Source organism: Pseudomonas sp. zfem002 (genome assembly GCF_032621685.1).
GTDB lineage: Bacteria > Pseudomonadota > Gammaproteobacteria > Pseudomonadales > Pseudomonadaceae > Aquipseudomonas > Aquipseudomonas japonica.
The window spans coordinates 273,927-295,377 of the sequence record NZ_JAVYJH010000003.1; the positions used below are offsets into that span (position 1 = coordinate 273,927).

Consider the following 21,451-nt stretch of genomic DNA (forward strand, 5'->3'; position numbering starts at 1 on the left):
TTGTGGATGGCGCCACCTTGGCCTGGGCCACCCAGCATTCGCTGGAGATCGACCAGGCTGTGCTGGAGTCGCTGTTGAAGGGCCTTCGCCAGCAATGAAAAAAGGCCGCCGGGATCGCCCGACGGCCTTTGTGTTCGCATCGCGTCTGAATCAGAACGCCAGCTTGTACCCAATCAGCAAGAGCATCGCCGCCAGGCATGGCCGCAACACCGAATCCGAAATCTTCCCGGTCAAATGGCTGCCGATGTAGATCCCCGGCAGCGAACCCAGCAGCAGATAACCCAGCAGCGACCAGTCCATGTTGCCCATGCTCGCGTGGCCGAGGCCTGCGACCAGGGTCAGCGGTACGGCGTGGGCGATCTCGGTGCCGACCAGGCGGCGGGTCACCAGGTACGGATAGAGCAGGAACAGCGCCACGGTGCCCAGCGCACCCGCGCCGATGGACGTCAGCGAAACCATTACCCCGAGCACCACGCCGGTGATCACGGTCAGCACATTCAGGCTACGCCCGCTGAGGTGGTAGCGGTCGCCGGCATGCTTGCTGGCGAAGGCCTGCAGGCGCGATTTGAACAGGATCGCCAGGGCCGTGAGGATCAGCACGACCGCCAGGCCCTGCTTGATGATGGCGTTGAGCGCCGCGGTGTCGGTGTGCAGGGTGCTTAGGAACCACAGGGTCGCCGCCGCCGCGGGCACGCTGCCCAGGGCCAGCCAGCCAGTGATGGCCCAGTCGATGTTCTTCTGCTTGCCGTGGACCCAGACGCCACTGGCCTTGGTGATGGCCGCGTAGAGCAGGTCGGTACCCACGGCGGTCGCCGGGTTGATGCCGAACCAGAGCAGGATCGGGGTCATCAGCGAGCCGCCGCCAACGCCGGTCATGCCGACGATGAATCCTACAACCAGACCAGCAATGGTGAAGCCAAACGAACCTACATCCATACGTTACCTGACACGCTCTTGATCGACGGGGCCGGCGCAGCATAACGGATGTTTTTATGCCCAAATATATTTGTATCGAATTAGCTTATAACCGATATCGATTCTTTCTATGCACGGGGACTGGGCTATTCATGTGCCGAGCGCACTGACTCGACCCTTTTGCGTCGGTGCCCCGTAGGAGCTGGCTTGCCTGCGAAAGGAGCGCGCAGCGGTCCCGAACTGGGCCATCCAATAAGATCCATGGAACCGCTGCGCGGTCCTTTCGCAGGCAAGCCAGCTCCTACGGGGGCCGTGGTCGTGGCGATTTTTACGCTTTCTTTATGCCTTGGGCTTTGCCCCGATCTCGTCCCTTTACGCCCCTCGGTCGGAGAATTTTCCTACGCGGCAACCGGCCGCTGGACGGAGATTTCTGATGAACATTCTGGACGGGGTGTCACTGCTGCTGGCGGTGGCGTTGTTCGTGTACCTGATGGTCGCGCTGCTGCGCGCCGATCGCGGCTAGGAGCGGCCATGCACAGTTACGATTACGCATTGCTGCTGGCGTTCTTCGCCCTGGTGCTGTTGCCGGCGCCATGGCTAGGACGCTTCTACTACAAGGTGATGGAAGGCCAGCGCACCTGGCTGAGCCCCGTACTCGGCCCGGTGGAGCGCGGCTGCTACCGCATCGCCGGGGTCGAGGCCGACAAGGAGCAGAACTGGAAGCAGTACGCCCTGGCCCTGCTGGTGTTCAACCTCGCCGGCTTCCTCTTCCTGTTTACCGTGCTGCAACTGCAGGCCTACCTGCCGCTGAACCCGCAGCACCTGCCCGGCCAGGAATGGTCGCTGGCGTTCAACACCGCGGTCAGTTTCATGACCAACACCAACTGGCAGTCCTACAGCGGCGAAGCCTCGCTCAGCTACCTGAGCCAGATGATCGGCCTGACCGTGCAGAACTTCGTCAGCGCCGCCACCGGCCTGGCCGTGCTGGTCGCCCTGTGCCGCGGCATCGCCCGGCGCAGCGCCGGGACCCTGGGCAACTTCTGGGTCGACATGACCCGCGCCACCCTCTACGGCCTGCTGCCGCTGTGCCTGCTGCTGGCGCTGCTGCTGGTCTGGCAGGGCGTTCCGCAGACCCTCAGCGACTACGTGCACGCCGTCACCCTGCAGGGCGCCGACCAGGTGATCCCGCTCGGCCCGGCCGCCAGCCAGATTGCGATCAAGCAACTGGGCACCAACGGCGGTGGCTTCTTCGGCGTCAACTCGGCGCATCCGTTCGAGAACCCGACGGCCTGGAGCAACCTGTTCGAAGTGGCGTCGATCATCCTGATCCCGGTGGCCCTGGTGTTCACCTTTGGCCACTACGTCAAGGACATGCGCCAGAGCCGCGCGATCATCGCCGGCATGCTCGCCCTGTTCCTCGTCGGCGGTGCCACGGCGCTGTGGTCCGAGCACCAGCCCAACCCGGCGCTGGACAACCCGCAGGTGCAGCAGAGTGCCCCGCTGGAAGGCAAGGAAAGTCGCTTCGGCACCACCGGCAGTGTGCTCTGGACGGTGACCACCACCGCCGCCTCCAACGGCTCGGTGAACGCCATGCACGACAGCCTCAACCCGCTCACCGGCATGGTGGCGCTGGTCAACATGATGGTCGGCGAGGTGATCTTCGGCGGTGTCGGCGCCGGTCTCTACGGCATGCTCCTGAACGTGCTGATCGCGGTGTTCCTCGCTGGCCTGATGATCGGCCGCACGCCGGAATACCTCGGCAAGAAACTCCAGGCGCGGGAAGTGCAACTGCTGGTGGCGACCCTGCTGGTGATGCCGGTCGGCGTGCTGATCCTCGGCGCCCTGGCCACGGCCCTGCCGGGTCCTGCGGCGAGCGTGAGCAACCCCGGCGCCCACGGTTTCAGTCAACTGCTCTACGCCTACACCTCGGCCAGCGCCAACAACGGTTCGGCGTTCGCCGGCCTCGGCGCCAACACCACCTTCCACAACCTGATGATCGGTCTGGGCATGCTCATCGGTCGCTTCGGCTACATCCTCCCGGTACTGGCCCTGGCCGGCAGCCTGGCGCTGAAAAAGAGCGCACCGGTGGGCCAGGCCAGCTTCCCGACCCACGGGCCGCTGTTCGTCAGCCTGCTGGTGGTCACCATCCTGCTGGTGGGTGGCCTGACGTTCCTCCCGGCCCTGGCCCTTGGCCCGATCGCCGAACACCTGAGCCTGGTCCTGCAAGGAGTCACTCCATGAACATGCCGATTCGCGATGTGAAAACGGCAACCGGCACTACCGCCAAGACCTCGTTCGCCGCGCTGTGGAAACCGGCGCTGGTACAGGCCTTCGTCAAGCTCGACCCGCGTCAGCTCAAGCGCGCCCCGGTGATGCTGGTGGTGGAGCTGACGGCGATCTTCACCACCGTGCTCTGCCTGCTGCCCGACAGCCGCGTGCCCACCGCCGTCGCGGTGCAGATCGCCCTGTGGCTGTGGTTCACCGTGCTCTTCGCCAACTTCGCCGAGGCCCTTGCCGAAGGCCGCGGCAAGGCCCGCGCCGACAGCCTCAAGGCCGGCAACCAGGGGCTCACCGCACGCCGGCGCACGGCGTCCGGGGCGTTCGAGACGGTGGCGGCCACCGCCCTGCGCAAGGGTGACGTGGTGCGCGTCGATGCCGGCGAGATGATCCCTGGCGACGGCGAGGTGATCGAAGGCATCGCCGCGGTCAACGAAGCGGCCATCACCGGTGAATCGGCGCCGGTGATCCGCGAGTCCGGCGGCGATCGTTCGGCGGTCACCGGCAGTACCCGGCTGGTCTCCGACTGGCTGCTGGTGCGCATCACCACGAATCCCGGCGAGTCGACCCTGGACCGCATGATCGCCCTGGTGGAGGGCGCCAAGCGGCAGAAGACGCCCAACGAGATCGCCCTGGACATCCTGCTGATCGGCCTGACCCTGATCTTCCTGGTGGTGGTGGTGACCCTGCAGCCGTTCGCCCATTTCGCCGGCGGCGCGATCCCCACGGTGTTCCTCGTCGCCCTGCTGGTGACGCTGATCCCGACCACCATCGGCGGCCTGCTCTCGGCCATCGGCATCGCCGGCATGGATCGCCTGGTGCGCCTCAACGTCATCGCCCGTTCCGGCCGCGCGGTGGAAGCCGCGGGCGACGTGCATGTGCTGATGCTCGACAAGACCGGCACCATCACCTTCGGCAACCGCCGTTGCAGCGCAGTGCATGCCGCGCCGGGCATCACCGCCCGGGAAGTGGGCGAGGGCGCCTTGCTCGCCTCGCTGGCCGACGATACCGCCGAAGGCAAGTCCATCGTCGAGTTCCTCCGCCAGTTGCACGACTTCGCCGAGCCGGAGGCCAGCCAGCTGGTGCCGGTGGCGTTCAGCGCCGAGACGCGCCTGTCCGGCGTCGACTTCGGCCCGCGGCGCTACCGCAAGGGCGCGGTGGATTCACTGCTGGCCTTCGTCGGCATGCAGCGCAGCGACCTGCCCGCGCCGCTGGCCCGCGAAGTGGACAGGATCGCCCAGAGCGGCGGCACGCCCCTGCTGGTCTGCGTCGACAAGCGCCTGCTTGGCGTGATCCACCTCAAGGACGTGGTCAAGCCAGGCATCCGCGAACGTTTTGCCGAACTGCGCAAGCTGGGCATCCGCACGGTCATGGTCACCGGCGACAACCCGCTGACCGCCGCCGCCATCGCCGCCGAAGCCGGGGTCGACGACGTGCTGGCCGAGGCCACGCCGGAGAAGAAACTGGCGCGGATTCGCCAGGAACAGGACGAAGGCCGCCTGGTCGCCATGTGCGGCGACGGCGCCAACGACGCCCCGGCACTGGCCCAGGCCGATGTCGGCATGGCCATGAACGACGGCACCCAGGCGGCGCGCGAGGCGGCCAACATGGTCGATCTGGACAGCGACCCGACCAAGTTGCTGGACGTGGTCCAGGTCGGCAAGGAACTGCTGGTGACCCGTGGCGCGCTGACCACCTTCTCCATCGCCAACGACGTGGCCAAGTACTTCGCCATCCTCCCGGCACTGTTCGCCGCGATCTATCCGCAACTGGGCGTGCTCAACCTGATGCAACTGGCCAGCCCGCAGAGCGCCATCGTCTCGGCGATCGTGTTCAACGCCCTGATCATCGTCGTACTGATCCCCCTGGCCTTGCGCGGGGTGCGGGTCAAGGCCGCCAGCGCGGCCCATCTGCTGCGGCGCAACCTGCTGATCTACGGCCTCGGCGGCCTGCTGGTGCCGTTCGCCGGGATCAAGCTGATCGACCTGCTGCTCAACGCCCTGCAACTGGTGTGAACTGGAGAACCTGCACATGACTACCCATCTTCGTCCGGCCCTGAGCCTGCTGTTGCTGATGACCCTGGTGACCGGCGTGGCCTATCCGCTGGCGGTCACCGGCATCGCCCAGGTGGCCTTCCCGGACCAGGCCAATGGCAGCCTGCTGCGCGACGACCAGGGCCAGGTGCGCGGCTCGCGCCTGATCGCCCAGCCGTTCAGCGGCGCGGCCTGGTTCCAGCCGCGGCCATCGGCCGGCGACTACGCCACGGTGTCCAGTGGCGCGAGCAACCTGGCGCCGAGCAACCCGGCCCTGGCCAAGCGCATCGGCGACAGTGCCGCGGCCGTGTACGAGCAGGCCGGGGGGCCGGTGCCGCTGGCGCTGTTGACCACCTCGGGCAGCGGGCTCGATCCGCACCTGTCGCCGGCGGCGGTGGCCTACCAGCTGCCGCGGGTGGCCGCGGCGCGACAAATCTCGCCGCAGGCGTTGCAAGGCCTGGTCGAGCAGTCCACCCTGCAACCGCTGGTGGGCCCGCCGGTGGTGAATATCCTGATGCTGAACGCGGCCCTTGACCGCCTCGCACCGCTCTCGAAATAAGGAAACGTCCAGACCATGAGTGATTCCCAGCGCGCCGATGCGTTGTTGGCCGAGCTGCCGCGCCAGGGGCGCGGCCGGCTCAAGGTGTTTCTCGGCGCGGCGCCGGGCGTGGGCAAGACCTACGCGATGCTGCAGGCCGCCCACACCCGCCTGCGCCATGGCGTGAAGGTACTGGCCGGGGTGGTCGAGACCCACGGTCGCAGCGAGACCGAGGCCTTGCTCGGCGGTATCCCGCAGCAGCCGCTGGTGCGCTCGGAATACCGCGGCGTGATGCTCGAGGAAATGGACCTGGACGGCCTGCTCAAGGCCGCCCCGGAACTGGCCCTGGTCGACGAGCTGGCCCACAGCAATGCCCCCGGCAGCCGTCACGCCAAGCGCTGGCAGGACGTGCAGGAACTGCTGGCGGCGGGCATCGACGTCTACACCACGGTCAACGTCCAGCACCTGGAAAGCCTCAACGACCATGTGCGCGGCATCACCGGCGTGCAGGTCCGCGAGACCCTGCCGGACTGGGTCCTGCAGGAAGCCTTCGAGCTGGTCCTGATCGACCTGCCGCCGCGGGAACTGCTGGAGCGCCTGCGCGACGGCAAGGTCTACGTGCCGGAGCAGGCGCGGGCGGCGATCGATGCCTTCTTCACCCAGACCAACCTCACCGCCCTGCGCGAGCTGGCGATGCAGACCGCGGCGGCCCAGGTCGATGCCGACCTGGCCCATGGTTACCGGCGCCTCGGCCAGGACGCGCCGGCCCTGCGAGGGCGCCTGCTGGTCGGGGTGGACGGCGATGCCCAGGCCGAGCGCCTGGTGCGCCATGCCAGCCGCGTCGCCCAGCGTCGTCATCTGCCGTGGAGCCTGGTCCATGTGGACAACGGCAAGCTGCGCGACGAAACCGCGCGCCAGCGTTTGCAGGCGGCCCAGCAGCTGGCCGAGCGTCTGGGCGGCGAGGTGGTGGTGCTGCGTGCCGGGGAGGTGGCGCGCACGTTGCTCCAGCATGCCGCCGAGCGCCGTGCCAGCCTGGTGTTGGTGGGGCAATCGCGCGATCGCCTGCGTCGGCGGCTGTTCGGCGCCGGGGTGGCGACCCGTCTGCTGCGCGAGGCCCATGGCCTGGAAATCAACGTCCTCGACCGTGACGAGCAGCCGGAACCGGCGCGCGTGGCCGCGCCCCGCGAATGGGTCTGGCGCCATTACGCCCTGGCCCTGGCCGCGACCCTGCTGGCCACCGCGCTGGCCTCGGCGGTGGCGCGAATCATGGACCTGCCGAACATCTCCCTGGTGTTCCTCGCCGCCGTGCTGCTGGTGGCGGTACGCAGCAGCATCGGCCCGGCCCTGGCCTGCGCGGCGCTGTCGTTCCTGGCCTATGACTTTTTGTTCATCCCGCCGAATTTTTCCTTCGCCATCCAGCGCGAGGAGGACGTGCTGACCTCGCTGTTCTTCCTGCTGATGGCCGTGCTCACCGGCAATCTCGCGGCGCGCCAGCGGCGCCAGCTCAAGGCCCTGCGCGAGACCCAGGAGCAGACCGGGCAACTGCTTGAACTGAGCCGTCGGCTGACCGCCGCCACCGACCGCCAGGCGGTGCTCAGCGCCGCCGCGCAGCACCTGGAGAACTGGCCGCAGGTGCAGGCCTGCCTGCTCGACCGCGATGGTGAAGGGCGCCTGCAGGTAGCCTTCGGTGGCGACCTGCAGTTCAGCGACAACGAGCGCGCCGCCGCCGAATGGGCCTGGCAGCACGACCAGGAAGCCGGGCAGGGCAGCGATACCCTGCCCAACGGCCGCTGGTGGTGGTGGCCGCTGTCGGCGGAGGAGGGGCCGCTGGCGCTGCTCGGGGTGCGCGCCCGCGATGACGACAGCCTGCCTGCGCAGCGCCGGCGTCTGCTCAAGTCGTTGAGCCAGCCGCTGGCCCAGGCGCTGGCCCGGGCGCGCCTGGTCGATCAGCTGGAAGCGGCGCGCCTGCACGGTGAAACCGAGCAACTGCGCAGCGCCTTGCTTGCCTCGGTCTCCCATGACCTGCGCACGCCGCTGACCGCCATGCGCGGCAGCATCGACAGCCTGCTGGCCCTGGGCGACGCGATTCCCACCGAGGACCGCCGCGAACTGCTGGAAGGCACCCGCGACGAGGCCGAGCGCCTCGACCGCTACATCCAGAACCTGCTCGACATGACCCGCCTCGGCCATGGCGGCCTCAAGCTGGCGCGGGACTGGGTGGCGCCGGCGGACATCGTCGGCAGCGCCCTGAACCGTCTGCGCGTGGTGCTGGCGCCATTGCAACTGCATACCGAGGTGCCGGCCGAGCTGCCGTTGCTGTATGTGCATGCGGCGCTGATCGAGCAGGCCCTGATCAACGTGCTGGAGAATGCCGCGCGCTTCTCGCCGCCCGGTGGCCAGCTGGAACTGCGCGTCGCGGTCGAGGACACCCAGCTGTGCTTCGCCGTCGCCGATGAGGGCCCGGGCATCGCCGTGGCGGATCGCGAGCGCATCTTCGACATGTTCTACACCGCTGCCCGCGGCGATCGCGGCGGCCAGGGCACCGGCCTCGGCCTGGCCATCTGCCGCGGCATGATCGGCGCCCACGGCGGGCATATCCAGGTGGCGGACGGCCTCGGTGGTCGTGGCACCTGCATCACACTATGCTTGCCGCTTCCGGCCCAACCCGAACTGGACAGCGAGACCCCATGAGCCAGACCGCGACCCTGCTGGTCATCGACGACGAACCGCAGATCCGCAAGTTCCTCCGCATCAGCCTGGTCTCGCAGGGCTACAAGGTCATCGAGGCGGGGAGCGGGGCCGAGGGGCTGAGCCAGGCGGCCTTGGCGCGTCCCGACCTGGTGGTGCTCGATCTCGGCCTGCCGGACATGGACGGCCAGGAGGTGCTGCGCGAGTTGCGTGAGTGGAGCGCGGTGCCGGTGATGGTCCTCTCGGTGCGCGCCAGCGAGGCGCAGAAGGTCCAGGCCCTGGATGGCGGGGCCAACGACTACGTGACCAAGCCGTTCGGCATCCAGGAGTTTCTCGCCCGGGTGCGCGCCTTGCTGCGCCAGGTGCCGCAGGCGAGCACAGCGCAGGCGGCGTTGAGTTTCGGCCCGCTGACGGTGGACCTGGCCTACCGGCGGGTGCTGCTGGATGGCCAGGAAGTGGCCCTGACCCGCAAGGAATACGCGCTGCTGGCGCAACTGGCGCGGCATCCGGGACGGGTGATCACCCAGCAGCAGTTGCTCAAGGACATCTGGGGACCGACCCATGTGGACGACAGTCACTACCTGCGCATCGTCGTCGCCCATGTGCGGCAGAAGCTCGGCGACGACCCGACGGCGCCGCGCTTCATCGTCACCGAGCCGGGGGTGGGGTATCGCCTGATCGGGCAGGATCAGGTCTAACCGGAAACCCGTTTTGACCTTCAGGGCCTCATCGCGGGCAACGCCCGCTCCCACAAGGATTGCGTGCACCGCCGAAGCCTGTGGGAGCGGGCGTTGCCCGCGATGGGGGCGACGCGGATACCGGGCCGATCAGCGCTTCTCGCCCTCATGGTTGTCCAGCGTATCCCGGGCAATCTCCCGCCCCAGCGCGATCAGCTCCGGCGCTTTGTAGAACTCGAAGAACCGGCACACCCGCTTCGGCACGTTGATCAGCACATCCGGCGGATAGCCGGCGATCTTGTACTGCGCCAGGGACGTCTGCATCACCTCGAAGCTCTGGTTGATCAGGTCCAGCAACGACGCCGGCCCGACGTTGTCGACGATGAACGAGCCGGTGGCCGAACGTGGCGCACCATCGCTCTCCGGTGCCGCCGAGGGCTGCTGGGCCTTGGGGCTGGCGGCGTCGGCCAGCCACGGATTGGGCACCGGCACCGCTTCGCTGGCCAGTTCCTGTTCCAGCGCCAGTTCCTTTTCCAGCCCCAGCAGCACTTCGGCCTGCTTGCGCCGGAACGGCAGCCGCGAGCCCAGCGAGCTGATCAGGCTGTCGAAGCGCAGCTTGAACGCCGCCGGCCGTTCGATCACCGGCAGCACGTACTGCTTCTGGTTGGTGGCGTTGAGGTTGACCGCGATGATCAGGTCGCAATGGCTGGACACCACCGGAATGATCGGCAGCGGGTTGAGGATGCCGCCATCCACCAGGGTACGGTTGCCCTGGACCACCGGGGTGAACAGGCTGGGAATCGCCGCCGAGGCCCGCATGGCCTGGTGCAGGCAGCCTTCCTGGAACCAGATTTCCTGCTGGTTGGTCAGGTCGGTGGCCACCGCGGTGTAGGGGATGCGCAACTGCTCGATGTTGATTTCGCCGACGATCTTGCGGATCTGTCCGAAGACCTTGTCGCCGCGCATCGCACCGAGGCGGAAACTCACATCCACCAGGCGCAGCACGTCGAGGTAGTCCAGGCTCTCGATCCAGTTGCGGTAGTCGTTCAGCTTGCCGGCGGCGTAGATCCCGCCGATCACCGCGCCCATGGAGCAGCCGGCGATACAGGCGATCTCGTAGCCGCGCCGCTCGATTTCCTCGATCACGCCGATATGCGCATACCCCCGGGCACCGCCCGAGCCCAACACCAGTGCCACGCGCTTGTTCATGATTGCGTTCCCGCGTCGATCCCCGTCCGATGCCCTGAGAATGCACCCGTTGGCCATCGCGCTTCAATCGCCGACAGCGCTGGGCTACGCTGGTTATGGCACTTTTCCTGGCGTCTGTCGTCGAAAAGGCCGACACGATTTATTCTCTTTTCGAGGTAACACAGATGAAAGCCTGGATCACCCTGCCCTTGATCGTCCTGGCCCTGGCCGGTTGCGCGGGCAAGACGGCCTATCGCGACAGTTGCGGCTCCCAGCTCGACGCGGCATGGAAGGAGCTCGACCTGGCCAAGGCCGAAGGTTTCGCCGGGACCGTCAGTTACTCCAAGGCCCTGTCGCTGCTGACCGGGGCCAAGACCCAGCAGCAGTTCGAAGCTTTCGAAGGCTGTACCCGCAAGGCCGAGAAGGCCCGGTTCTATATTCGCGAGTCGCGTGCCGGCCGCTGAGGAGTGAGGTAGCGCCATGTCGAAGATGTTCGATCACGTAGTCGCCGAGGTTCTGAATCTTCAGGTGCGCTTGATGGCGTGCCAGGCGCGTCTGGCGCAGAACACCGACAGCGAGGCCCTGCACGACCTGCGCACCACGGTGCGGCGCCTGCGCAGCCTGTTGCGGCCGTTGCGCGGCCTGCCCGGGGTCGATCAGCTGGAGGGCGCGGCCAAGGCCATCGGCGACATGACCACGCCGCTGCGTGATCGCGAGGTGCTCGCCGAGCAGTTGTTCGAGCGCCACCTGGACGAGGCGGGGCAACGTCGTCTCGCCGGCGAGGGGGTGGTCTTCGCCTCGGTGGCGGCGAGCACGCAACTGCAGAAATTGCTGGCGGTGATCGATGCCTTTCCCCATTTCCTCCGATCCATCCAGCAGCAGGGCCTGGCGCCGGACCTCGGCAAGCGCATCGACAAGCGCCTGAACAAGCAATGGAAACAGATCGTCGAGGCGGTGCACGATCCGGCCCACGACCGCCATCGCCTGCGCCTGCTGATCAAGCGGGCGCGCTACGGCGCCGAAGCCTATCCGCAGCTGAGCCGCATCGGCAAGTCGATGCGCGCCGAACTCAAGCGCGCCCAGGACGACCTCGGGCACTGGCATGACCTGCTGCAGTGGCTGACCCAGGCCGAGAAGCAGGCCGACCTGGCGCCGTTGATTGCCGAGTGGCAGCAGCAACTGGTGAAGGCCGAACGGCAGTCGGACAAGACCCTGGCCAGGCTGCTCAAGCACATCGACGCGCGCTGACTGACCGACCTTGCATAGGCTCCTACAAGAGCGTATCGGTGACTGATCGGCATCAAACTTGGCAGTTATGCGTCCTGCCGGGCCTGCGTTGTCCTCTTAAGATCGTAGGACTTTTCCGCAGGATGAGGTTCGCATGAATTTTTCCCAACTGCTCACCGCCGTTCGCCAGCGCCCGCACGACGTGGTGATTCCCGCTGAATGGGCGCAGGGGCGTGCCTGTTTCGGCGGCCTGATGGCGGCGCTGGTGTACGAGGCCATGCACGCGCGGGTAGCGCCGGAGCGCCCCGTTCGGTCCCTGGCGATCACCTTCGTCGGCCCGGCCGAGCCGAATGTGCCGATCAGTTTCGAAGTGGAGCTGCTGCGCGAGGGCAAGGCGGTCAGTTCCCTGCTCGGGCGGGCGGTGCAGAACGGCCAGACGGTGACCCTGGTGCAGGGTAGCTTCGGCGCCGGGCGCAGCTCGGTGGTCGATGTGCCGGCGCTGCCGGTGGTGGAGATGAAAAGCCTGGAGCAATCCAGCTCGGAGCTGCCGTTCATTCCGGGCATTACCCCGGAGTACACCCGGCACCTGGCGATGCGCTGGGGCATTGGCGCCTTGCCGTTCACCAATACGCCGGGGCGCCACATGGGTGGCTGGGTGCGCTTGCGTGACGCGGTGGAAGAGCCGGTGACCGAGGCGCACCTGCTGGCCCTGGTCGACGCCTGGCCGCCGGCGCTGATGCCGTACCTGAGCAAACCGGCGGCGGGCAGCACCCTGACCTGGACCATCGAATTCGTCCAGCCGGTGGCCAGCCTGAGCACCCTGGACTGGTGCCAGTACTGCGCCGAGATCGAACATGCCCGCGACGGTTACGGGCACACCGCGGCGGGCATGTGGAATGCTGCCGGCGAGCTGCTGGCGATCAGCCGGCAGACGGTGACGGTGTTCGCCTGAGCCTCAGCGCTGCCGGTGGCGCTCGCGCCAGGCGCGCCACCAGGCACCGCTGAACAGGAAGCGTGGAAAGGTGATGAACTGCTCGGTGAGCAGGCGCTTCACCGCATCCTGGCGATCGCTGAATGGCTCCGGCTGTTCGGCTTCCAGGCGATGGCCATGCTTCTGCAGGGCCAACCCGGCGAACAGGCCGATCACCCCCACGGCGATCTGCCCCGGGTCCAGCCCGAACAATCCCGACAGCACCAGCAACGTACCGACGATGAACAGCGGCACGGCGATCAAGTGCAGCACCAGGTTGGTCGGGTTGCGGTGGTTGTCGGGATAGCCACGCCACTGCCAGGCGGGGAGGTTGGGCAGGCGTTTGCTCATGGGCGGGGTCCTCAGACTTTTATGACAGTGCATGTCTGAAGAGTAGTTGTGCGGTGTAGGACGGGCCAATTGAGGGGATTGATCGGCGGCATAGGTGTGTCAGTTGCGGCCTCATCGCGGGCAACGCCCGCTCCCACTGTGGAAGCGGGCGTTGCCCGCGATGAGGCCTGAAGATCCCTACAACTTCAACTGCCCGATCACTTTGTTCAGCTCTCCGGCCAGGGTCGCCAGCTCACTGCTGGTGCTCGCCGAGGACACCGTCTGCTGCACCGTATCCTCGGTGACATCGCGGATGCTCACCACCGCCCGGTTCATTTCTTCCGCCACCTGGCTCTGCTGCTCCGCGGCCACGGCGATCTGCGTATTGCTCTCGCGCATCTGCGCCACCGCCGCGGTGATCTCCGCCAGCGCCTCGCCGGCTTCCTGGGCCTGCTTGACGCAGTCGTCGGCCTTGAACGAACTCTCGGTCATGAATTCCACCGCATCCCGGGTTCCGGCCTGCAGGGCGGAGACCATCTCGGTGATCTCGTCGGTGGAGGTCTGCACCCGCTTGGCCAGGTTGCGCACTTCGTCGGCGACCACCGCGAAACCACGCCCGAGATCGCCCGCGCGGGCCGCCTCGATGGCGGCGTTGAGGGCGAGCAGGTTGGTCTGCTCGGCGATGCTGTGGATGACGTTGACCACGCCATTGATCTTCTGGCTGTCCTCGGCCAGCTGGCGAATCATCTCGGCGGTCTGCTGCACACCGCTGGACAGCCCGGCGATCGAGGTCTGCACCCGGTTGACCACGTCCTTGCCGCTGCCGGCGAGGCTGTCGGCGGTCTGCGACAGGTCGCGGGTGGCGCCGGCATGCTGGGCGATGTGGTAGACGGTGGCGGACATCTCGTTGATCGCCGTGGCCGCCTGGTCGGTCTCGCTCTGCTGACCGAGCATGCCCTGGCGCACGTCGCTCATGCTCGAGGCCAGGCGCGCGGCACCGGAGTCGAGCTGCGCGGCGGTGACCGCGACGGTGTTGACCACGCGGTGATAGGTGGTCTGCATGGCGTTGAAGGCGCTGGCCATCTGGCCGACCTCGTCGCCGCAGGACAGCGGCACGCGGGCGGACAGGTCGCCGGTCTTCTCGACGTGGAGCATCACGTCCTTGAGGGTATTGAGCTGGGCCAGGAGGAAGCGGATCAGCAACTGCGAGGCGCAGAGCATCGCCAGCATGAGGATCAGCACGCACACCGCGTAGTTGCCGAAACGGTCGCCGTAGACCTGGACGAAGCTCGGCGACGGCGCCAGCACCGCGACCCGCTGACCGTCGCGGCTGATGACCTGGGCACCGGCCAGCGGCGCTTCGCCGAAGATCGCGTAGGGTTCGAGGCTGACCCAGCCGCTGGCATTGGCCAGGCCGGCAAGGGGCTGGCCCTGGTAGCTGGGTGTCTGGCCCGGGGTGAAGGCGACGATGTGCGGGCTTTGCGGCAACGCCTGCCCGGCGGGCCAGGCCGCCAGCAGGCGGGCTTCGGCGGCGGCGCGGTCGCGGGCCTCGTCGACCCGCGCCTGCTGTTCGAGGAACACCGCGTACAGCACCAGAAACAGCGTGGTGACGAACGCCACCGCGTTGACAGCCCAGAACTTGTACTTCAGGGAAATGTTGCTAAGCCAGGCACCCATGGTAGGTCTTCTCTGAGTTAAGCGTTTAAGCGGAAAGTTTTTTGGCAAGGTGCCAGCATTCTGGTCGACTAATCAGCAGTAAATCTTGATATGTGTCAAGCCAGCTCCGGGAGGTTGAAGAAGCGCCGCGCGCACAGGGTTGTATGTGCCGCCAGATGGGCTTCGGACTCGCCACGATGGCGGGCCACCTCGCGCAATACCTCCGGCAGGTAGGCCGGCTCGTTGCGCCCGTTCTTCGGTTTCGGCCGCAGGCTGCGTGGCAGCAGGTAGGGTGCGTCGCTTTCCAGCATCAGGCGGCCCTCGGGAATGTTGCCGACCAGGCCGTGCAGGTGGGTGCCGCGGCGTTCGTCGCAGATCCAGCCGGTGATGCCGATATGCAGGTCGAGGTCGAGATAGCCGAACAGCGCCTCGCGCTCGCCGGTGAAGCAATGCACCACGGCGGCGCTCAGGTGGTCGCGGTAGTCCTTGAGGATATGCAGCAGGCGCTCGCTGGCGTCGCGTTCGTGGAGGAACACCGGCATCTGCAGCTCCACGGCCAGGGCCAACTGTTCCTCCAGGGCCTTTTCCTGTTGCGGGCGCGGCGAGAAGTCGCGGTTGAAGTCCAGGCCGCATTCACCCACCGCCTGCACCCGCGGTTGTTCGAGCAACTGGCGCAGCTGGCGCGGGCTGTCGGCGTGCCATTGCTTGGCATCGTGGGGGTGCACGCCGGCGCTGGCGAACAGGCGGCGGGCGTCCGGGTCCAGGCGCTGGCACAGCGCCAGGGCTTCTTCGCTGCCGGCCAGGCTGGTGCCGGTCAGGACCATCTGGTGCACCCCGGCGGCCTCGGCGCGGTCGAGGACATCCTGGTGGATGCCGGCGAAACTGGCGTTGGTCAGATTGACGCCGATGTCGATGAGTTGCATGGTGCTACCTCGAAATTCGCGGACAAAAGGCCCTCGATGGGCTGAAAAATAACAATAAACACAAGAACTTCAATGAGTTGCCGTGGTCATTTGCGGTCAATTGTCATGGGACTGCTGCAGAGTATGACGCCACGCACGCCATCGCGGCCTGTTCCTGGAGACCGGATGCCTCGACTTCTACTGCTGATTCTGCTGTTCGCCGGGCTGCTCTGCGCGGGGCCGGCCAGCGCGCGCCTGGCCGGGCCGACCCAGGTGGTCAGCAGCGGCAAGGACCGCGACCTGGCGCAGATTCGCGCCAGCCGCGAGCTGCGCGTGCTGGTCAATCAGAGCCGCAACAGTTCCGGCGAAGTGAAGGGCCAGCCCTACGGCGTGGAGTATTACCGCCTGCGCGCCCTCGAGCACTACCTCAATGCCCGCGCCCGCGACGGCCAGGAAATCCGCCTGAAGCTGATCCCCAAGGCCAAGGAGCAACTGGTCCCCGCCCTGCAACGCGGCGAGGGCGACCTGGTGGCGCCGGGCGAACTGCTCGATCCGACCTCGACCCGCGGCGTCAGCGCCAGCGACCCGGTGCTGGAGCGGGTGCCGCTGGTGCTGGTGGGACGCCGCGGCGAACGCACCTTCAGCCGCGTCGAGCAACTCTCCGGCCACACCCTGGCCCTGGCCGCCGGCAGCGCCGCCGCCGACACCCTGCACGAGATCAACCAGAAGCTGGCGCTGCGCAAGCAGGCGCCGATCAAGCTCGAATGGATCGACCCGAGCCTGGCGGTGGAGGACGTGCTGGAGATGGTCCAGGGCGGGATCCTGCCGTTGACGGTGGTGGAGCAACCGATTGCCGAGCGCTGGCACAAGGTCATGCCCAAGCTGAACATCCAGCGCAAGGTCAGCCTGACCGAGCCGCAATCGACCCATTGGTACATGCGGCGCGAGGCGGTGATGCTGCATGCCAGCGTCGATCGCTTCCTTCAGGACTACCGTGCCCCGGCCGACCAGGACGTGGCGTTCGAGCGCATCTACCGGCGCCTGTACAAGGTCCACTATCCACTGGCCAGGGCCAACCGGCAGCGCCTGGACAAGCTGCGCCCGGTGCTGCAGCGGCATGCCGAGGCGCAGAAGCTCGACTGGCTCAACCTCGCCGCGCTGGCCTTCAAGGAGTCCTCGCTGAATCCGGCTGCCCGCGGGGCCGGCGGCGCCCATGGGTTGATGCAGATCACGCCGAGTGCGGCGCAGCGGGTCGGGGTCAGCAATATCAACAGCCTCGACGGCAATGTCGAGGCCAGCGCCCGCTACCTGGCGCTGATCCGGCGCAAGTTCTTCGCAAGCGACAAGCTCAACGAGCGCGAGCGCATGGCCTTCGTCCTCGCCGCGTACAACATCGGCCCGGAACGGGTCCAGGCGATGCGCGGCGAAGCCCGGCGGCGCGGGCTGAATCCGAACCAGTGGTTCTTCCAGGTCGAGCGCGTGGCCCTGGAGCAGGTGGGAATGGGGCCCGTCAGCTATGTTAATAGCGTCAACAAGTACTTCCTGGCCTTCGACCGGGAGCGGGAGGCGCTGGAGTCCTCCCGCGGCGACAAGGTGAAAGGGCGGAAATAATCCACATATTCGATGTTTATGATGGATTAATTGCGATTTTCATATTCGATAATATGATTATTATGGCGCCAACAACACATCACACCTCGCAAGGACATTCAGCATGAACGCCATTCACTCCGTAATGACCACCCGCGCCGGCTGGGGCATGACCATCCTGCGCATCATCGTTGGCATCATCTTCATGGCCCACGGCTCGCAGAAGCTTTTCGGCCTGTTCGGCGGTGGTGGCCTGGCGGGCACCGCGCAGTTCATGGAAAGCCTCGGCCTGACCCCGGGCATGCCCATGGCGATGCTCTCTGGTGGCGCGGAATTCTTCGGCGGCCTGGCCCTGGTCATCGGCCTGCTGGTGCGGCCGGCGGCGCTGGCGCTGATCGGGCTGCTGGTGGTGGCGATCTTCTCGGTGCACATCGACAACGGGCTGTTCATGCAGAACAACGGTTATGAGTTCGCCCTGGCGCTACTGGGTGGCGCGGTGGCGGTGCTGCTCGAGGGGGCTGGCCGGGCTTCGCTGGATGGGGCGATTTCGAGAAGTTGAGGTGTTTTCCGGGGCCGCTTTGCGGCCCTTCGCGAGCAAGCTCGCTCCTACAAGAGGCATGCAGACCGGCTTCTTTGTGGGAGCGAGCTTGTCGGGGCGCCGAACCGTCGCGAAGGCCTGCAAAGCAGGCCCAATAGGCCATCAGTGGTGTTGACAGTCCACAACGGGCTTCTCTAGGATGCCCACCTGCGCCGATTTAAACAGCTACTTGCGGGGCGCGGGAGAGCCCTTCGAGGTGATCCGAATACCGCTAAAGCGCTGGTTCGGTGATGCCTCCCACCGCAGCCCAGCGGGATCTGCGAGGCGGAGAATATGAACTCCATGAGTTGCCCACGTTCCAGTGTCTGTCTGACCCCCCTGCCTTCCAGCCAGTCGGCGCGCACCCCGCGCGTGCTGCTGAGCGGCCCGCATCAACCGACCCTCGTGCGTTTCCTCGATGGCTGGCCTCGTCGCAAGGGCCGCGCCACGGCCTTGCTGATCCAGTTCGTCGATCTCGGTACCTCGCTGGCGGAATTTGCCGATGATCGTTTCGATCTGGCGGTGGTGCAGGCGCCGGCGGCAGAGGAGGCCGCGCAGGTGATCGGGCAGTTGACCCGGATTGCGCGGCAGGGATTGATTACCCGGGCGTAGGTCGCTGTAGGAGCTGGCTTGCCCGCGAAAGGACCGCGAAGCGGTCCCCGATCGCGGTGAGGTCCGGGACCGCTGCGCGGTCCTTCGCAGGCAAGCCAGCTCCTACAAGGAACCGCGCAAGGCTGTCCACCATCAAGAATGAAGGAGCCGTCATGTGCGAGCTGTACGTCAAGGCCGACCCGATCCTCTACGAATCGCGCAGCCGCTCGCTGCGCATTCGCGGGGTGGTGACCACGCTGCGCCTGGAAAACCAGTTCTGGGATGTCCTGCGGGAAATCGCCGAAGTCGATGGCATGACCACCAACCAGCTGATCACCAAGCTCTACGACGAGGTGATGGAGTACCGCGGCGAGGTGGTCAACTTCGCTTCGTTCCTGCGCGTCAGCTGCATTCGCTACCTGAGCCAGCGACGGCTGGCCGAGGCGGTGCCGCTGAAGGCCGTGGCCCGTTGAGCAGGCAATGAAAAAGCGGCGGGGCAGGGCCCACGCCGCTTTTTCACATCAGCAAGCCGGACGGCTTACTTCACTTCCACCGCCAGGCTTTCGGCGATCTTGCTCTGCCAGATTGCAGGGCCGGTGATGTGCACCGATTCGCCCTTGCTGTCGACCGCGACGGTGACCGGCATGTCCTTGACCTCGAACTCGTAGATCGCTTCCATGCCCAGTTCGGCGAAGGCCAGGACCTGGGATTTCTTGATCGCCTGGGCCACCAGGTAGGCGGCGCCGCCGACGGCCATCAGGTACACGGCCTTGCTGTCCTTGATCGCCTCGATGGCGGTCGGGCCGCGCTCGGACTTGCCGATCATGCCCAGCAGACCGGTCTGCTCGAGGATCTGGCGGGTGAACTTGTCCATCCGCGTCGCGGTGGTCGGGCCGGCCGGGCCGACGACTTCCTCACGCACCGGATCGACCGGGCCGACGTAATAGATGAAGCGGCCCTTCAGGTCCACCGGCAGCTCTTCGCCGCGGTTGAGCATCTCGACCATGCGCTTGTGCGCGGCGTCGCGGCCGGTGAGCATCTTGCCGTTGAGCAGGATGGTCTCGCCCGGTTTCCAGCTCTGCACGTCTTCCGGGGTCAGGGTGTCGAGGTCGACACGGCGAGCCGACGGGCCGGCTTCCCAGACGATTTCCGGGTAGGCGTCCAGCGACGGCGCTTCCAGTTCGGCCGGGCCGGAGCCGTCGAGGACGAAGTGGGCGTGACGGGTGGCGGCGCAGTTCGGGATCATGCACACCGGCAGCGAGGCGGCGTGGGTCGGGTAGTCCATGATCTTGACGTCGAGCACGGTGGTCAGGCCGCCGAGGCCCTGGGCACCGATACCCAGCTGGTTGACCTTGTCGAACAGCTCCAGGCGCAGTTCCTCGATGCGGTTCTGCGGGCCACGGGCTTTCAGTTCGTGGATGTCGATGGACTCCATCAACACTTCCTTGGCCATCACCGCGGCCTTCTCGGCGGTACCGCCGATGCCGATGCCGAGCATGCCAGGCGGGCACCAGCCGGCACCCATGGTCGGAACGGTCTTGAGCACCCAGTCGACGATCGAGTCGGACGGGTTGAGCATGGCCATCTTCGATTTGTTCTCGGAGCCGCCGCCCTTGGCCGCGACGTCCACTTCCACGGTGTTGCCCGGGACGATGGAGTAGTGGATCACCGCCGGCGTGTTGTCCTTGGTGTTCTTGCGGGCACCGGCCGGGTCGGCCAGGATCGAGGCGCGCAGGACGTTGTCCGGCAGGTTGTAGGCGCGACGCACGCCTTCGTTGATCATGTCGTCGACGCTCATGGTGGCGCCTTCCCAGATCACGTCCATGCCGACGCGGACGAACACGGTGACGATACCGGTGTCCTGGCAGATCGGGCGGTGGCCGGTGGCGCACATGCGCGAGTTGATCAGGATCTGGGCGATGGAGTCGCGTGCGGCGGGCGACTCTTCACGCAGGTAGGCCTCGTGCATGGCCTGGATGAAATCGACGGGATGGTAGTACGAAATGAATTGCAGGGCATCGGCGACGCTCTGAATCAGGTCGTCTTGCTTGATCACGGTCATGCAGCGCGCTCCTCTTAAACACGGGAACATTCAATAAGGTATTCCGACGCGGACAGGCCGAGTTGTCGAAACGACCTTTCAGACGCGCCGGGACGGGGTGTCCGACGCAAAAAAGGCGCGGCAGTATAGCGCGCCTCGGCCGTTGGTACACGCGCCAGTGGTCCAACCATGGTCGGTTATCGCCCGGCATCGTTCTTGCTGTTTTCCTTGGCCTGTCCTACGGAACAGGCCTAGATTGGCGTGTGAATATTTTCTGGAGATGAACCTCGATGCCCGAACTGCGTGTCGGCGACCGCCTGTGGTCCGTTGCGCCCGGCAGCAACCTGCTCGATGCCCTCAACGACGCCGGTTGTGGCGTGCCTTACAGCTGTCGGGCGGGCAGTTGCCATGCCTGCCTGGTGCGTTGCCTGGAGGGCGAGCCGGTAGACGGACGTCCCGAAGCCCTGGGTGCGGCACAGCGGGAGGCGGGTTGGCGACTGGCGTGCCAGTGCCGGGTCGACATGGACCTGCGGGTGGCGTTGTTCGATCCGCAGAGCGATGGCCAGCCGGCGCGTGTCGTGGCGGCGGACTGGCGCGGCGAGGTCCTGCGCCTGCGCCTGCAGCCGTTGAACGGCCTGCGCTATCAGGCGGGACAACACCTGTTGTTGTGGAACGCCGCGGGCGTTGCGCGGCCGTACTCCCTGGCCAGCGTGCCGGCGGAGGATCCGTGGCTGGAGTTTCATATCGATTGCCGACAGCCCGGCGCCTTCTGCACCGAGGCGCGGCGCCTGGCCGTGGGCGACGAGTTGCGCCTGGGCGAGTTGCGCAGCGGCGCCCTGCACTACGACCCGGAGTGGCAGGACCGGCCGCTCTGGCTGCTGGCGGCGGGCACCGGGCTGGCGCCGTTGTGGGGCATCCTGCGCGAGGCGTTGCGCCAGGAGCATCGCGGGCCGATCAGGTTGCTGCATCTGGCGCGGGACGGCGCGGGGCATTACCTGGCAGAGGAACTGAAGGAGAGGGCGGGGCGCTGTGCGCAGTTGCAGGTGGAGCTGCTGTTGCCGCATGACCTGCCGACGGCGCTGGGGGCCTTGCGTGTGCAGTCGCGGCAGACGGTGGCGCTGGTGTGTGGGGCGCCGGGGAGTGTCGAGGAATTTTCGCGGCGGTTGTTCCTGGCCGGGGTGCCGCGCAACCAGGTGTATGCCGATCTGTTTGTAGGGCATGCCTGATTCCGAAAATGAAAACGCCCGGCTC

General features: G+C 66.8%; 20 protein-coding genes. 14 read left to right on the forward strand and 6 right to left on the reverse strand.

The window, feature by feature from the left end; genetic code table 11:
- Nucleotides 1–150: 150 nt before the first annotated feature.
- Entirely contained in the window at nt 151–936 is a 786-nt protein-coding gene (locus RTI28_RS07110) for a sulfite exporter TauE/SafE family protein (protein ID WP_316919793.1), read from the reverse strand.
- Nucleotides 937–1,348: 412 nt separating this feature from the next.
- Here RTI28_RS07110 and kdpF point away from each other — a divergent pair, with 412 nt between their 5' ends.
- From kdpF to RTI28_RS07140, 6 genes are read left to right on the forward strand one after another with little or no spacing between them, the layout of a single operon-like run.
- Complete coding sequence (gene kdpF, locus RTI28_RS07115; protein ID WP_042128909.1) at nt 1,349–1,438, forward strand: K(+)-transporting ATPase subunit F; 90 nt, start codon at nt 1,349–1,351, stop codon at nt 1,436–1,438.
- Between the two features lie 8 nt (nt 1,439–1,446).
- Nucleotides 1,447–3,156: a potassium-transporting ATPase subunit KdpA gene (gene kdpA / locus RTI28_RS07120; protein ID WP_316919794.1), complete on the forward strand. Its 1,710-nt coding sequence runs from the start codon at nt 1,447–1,449 to the stop codon at nt 3,154–3,156.
- The gene (gene kdpB, locus RTI28_RS07125; protein WP_316919795.1) at nt 3,153–5,207 is read left to right on the forward strand and encodes a potassium-transporting ATPase subunit KdpB; all 2,055 of its coding nucleotides are present in this window, start codon (nt 3,153–3,155) and stop codon (nt 5,205–5,207) included. The genes kdpA and kdpB overlap by 4 nt, the downstream gene beginning before the upstream one ends.
- A gap of 16 nt (nt 5,208–5,223) precedes the next feature.
- The gene (gene kdpC / locus RTI28_RS07130) at nt 5,224–5,784 is read left to right on the forward strand and encodes a potassium-transporting ATPase subunit KdpC (protein ID WP_316919796.1); all 561 of its coding nucleotides are present in this window, start codon (nt 5,224–5,226) and stop codon (nt 5,782–5,784) included.
- Nucleotides 5,785–5,799: 15 nt separating this feature from the next.
- On the forward strand, nt 5,800–8,454 hold the full coding sequence (locus RTI28_RS07135) for a sensor histidine kinase KdpD (RefSeq protein ID WP_316919797.1): 2,655 nt from the start codon (nt 5,800–5,802) through the stop codon (nt 8,452–8,454).
- The gene (locus RTI28_RS07140) at nt 8,451–9,149 is read left to right on the forward strand and encodes a response regulator (RefSeq protein WP_316919798.1); all 699 of its coding nucleotides are present in this window, start codon (nt 8,451–8,453) and stop codon (nt 9,147–9,149) included. The genes RTI28_RS07135 and RTI28_RS07140 overlap by 4 nt, the downstream gene beginning before the upstream one ends.
- A 129-nt stretch (nt 9,150–9,278) precedes the next feature.
- Here RTI28_RS07140 and RTI28_RS07145 read toward each other — a convergent pair whose 3' ends face one another.
- Entirely contained in the window at nt 9,279–10,337 is a 1,059-nt protein-coding gene (locus RTI28_RS07145; protein ID WP_316919799.1) for a patatin-like phospholipase family protein, read from the reverse strand.
- A 164-nt stretch (nt 10,338–10,501) separates the two neighbouring features.
- Between RTI28_RS07145 and RTI28_RS07150 the strand changes: the two genes are divergently transcribed.
- The 3 genes from RTI28_RS07150 (at nt 10,502) to RTI28_RS07160 (ending at nt 12,495) form a co-directional block, all read left to right on the forward strand.
- A complete protein-coding gene (locus RTI28_RS07150; protein ID WP_316919800.1) occupies nt 10,502–10,780 on the forward strand; it encodes a hypothetical protein in 279 nt (92 codons plus the stop codon).
- 16 nt (nt 10,781–10,796) lie between these two features.
- On the forward strand, nt 10,797–11,564 hold the full coding sequence (locus RTI28_RS07155; protein ID WP_316919801.1) for a CHAD domain-containing protein: 768 nt from the start codon (nt 10,797–10,799) through the stop codon (nt 11,562–11,564).
- A 133-nt stretch (nt 11,565–11,697) separates the two neighbouring features.
- Nucleotides 11,698–12,495: a thioesterase family protein gene (locus RTI28_RS07160; RefSeq protein WP_316919802.1), complete on the forward strand. Its 798-nt coding sequence runs from the start codon at nt 11,698–11,700 to the stop codon at nt 12,493–12,495.
- Between the two features lie 3 nt (nt 12,496–12,498).
- Here RTI28_RS07160 and RTI28_RS07165 read toward each other — a convergent pair whose 3' ends face one another.
- From RTI28_RS07165 to RTI28_RS07175, 3 genes are all read right to left on the reverse strand, one after another.
- Complete coding sequence (locus RTI28_RS07165) at nt 12,499–12,864, reverse strand: Mpo1-like protein (RefSeq protein WP_316919803.1); 366 nt, start codon at nt 12,862–12,864, stop codon at nt 12,499–12,501.
- A 177-nt stretch (nt 12,865–13,041) separates the two neighbouring features.
- The gene (locus tag RTI28_RS07170) at nt 13,042–14,520 is read right to left on the reverse strand and encodes a methyl-accepting chemotaxis protein (protein ID WP_316919804.1); all 1,479 of its coding nucleotides are present in this window, start codon (nt 14,518–14,520) and stop codon (nt 13,042–13,044) included.
- A gap of 95 nt (nt 14,521–14,615) precedes the next feature.
- Nucleotides 14,616–15,422, reverse strand: a complete 807-nt coding sequence (locus RTI28_RS07175; protein ID WP_316919805.1) for a TatD family hydrolase — start codon at nt 15,420–15,422, stop codon at nt 14,616–14,618.
- Between the two features lie 165 nt (nt 15,423–15,587).
- Between RTI28_RS07175 and RTI28_RS07180 the strand changes: the two genes are divergently transcribed.
- The 4 genes from RTI28_RS07180 to RTI28_RS07195 all read left to right on the forward strand — a co-directional run bounded on the left by RTI28_RS07180 (nt 15,588) and on the right by RTI28_RS07195 (nt 18,632).
- Complete coding sequence (locus tag RTI28_RS07180) at nt 15,588–17,012, forward strand: transglycosylase SLT domain-containing protein (RefSeq protein ID WP_316919806.1); 1,425 nt, start codon at nt 15,588–15,590, stop codon at nt 17,010–17,012.
- A gap of 103 nt (nt 17,013–17,115) precedes the next feature.
- Complete coding sequence (locus RTI28_RS07185; protein WP_316919807.1) at nt 17,116–17,550, forward strand: DoxX family protein; 435 nt, start codon at nt 17,116–17,118, stop codon at nt 17,548–17,550.
- 321 nt (nt 17,551–17,871) lie between these two features.
- On the forward strand, nt 17,872–18,180 hold the full coding sequence (locus tag RTI28_RS07190) for a hypothetical protein (protein ID WP_316919808.1): 309 nt from the start codon (nt 17,872–17,874) through the stop codon (nt 18,178–18,180).
- 152 nt (nt 18,181–18,332) lie between these two features.
- On the forward strand, nt 18,333–18,632 hold the full coding sequence (locus RTI28_RS07195) for a ribbon-helix-helix domain-containing protein (protein WP_316919809.1): 300 nt from the start codon (nt 18,333–18,335) through the stop codon (nt 18,630–18,632).
- 65 nt (nt 18,633–18,697) lie between these two features.
- On the opposite strand, the gene RTI28_RS07200 is transcribed toward RTI28_RS07195, so the two are convergent.
- Nucleotides 18,698–20,221: a fumarate hydratase gene (locus RTI28_RS07200; RefSeq protein WP_316919810.1), complete on the reverse strand. Its 1,524-nt coding sequence runs from the start codon at nt 20,219–20,221 to the stop codon at nt 18,698–18,700.
- Between the two features lie 269 nt (nt 20,222–20,490).
- Between RTI28_RS07200 and RTI28_RS07205 the strand changes: the two genes are divergently transcribed.
- Complete coding sequence (locus RTI28_RS07205) at nt 20,491–21,426, forward strand: iron-sulfur-binding ferredoxin reductase (RefSeq protein ID WP_316919811.1); 936 nt, start codon at nt 20,491–20,493, stop codon at nt 21,424–21,426.
- The last annotated feature ends 25 nt before the right edge of the window (nt 21,427–21,451 follow it).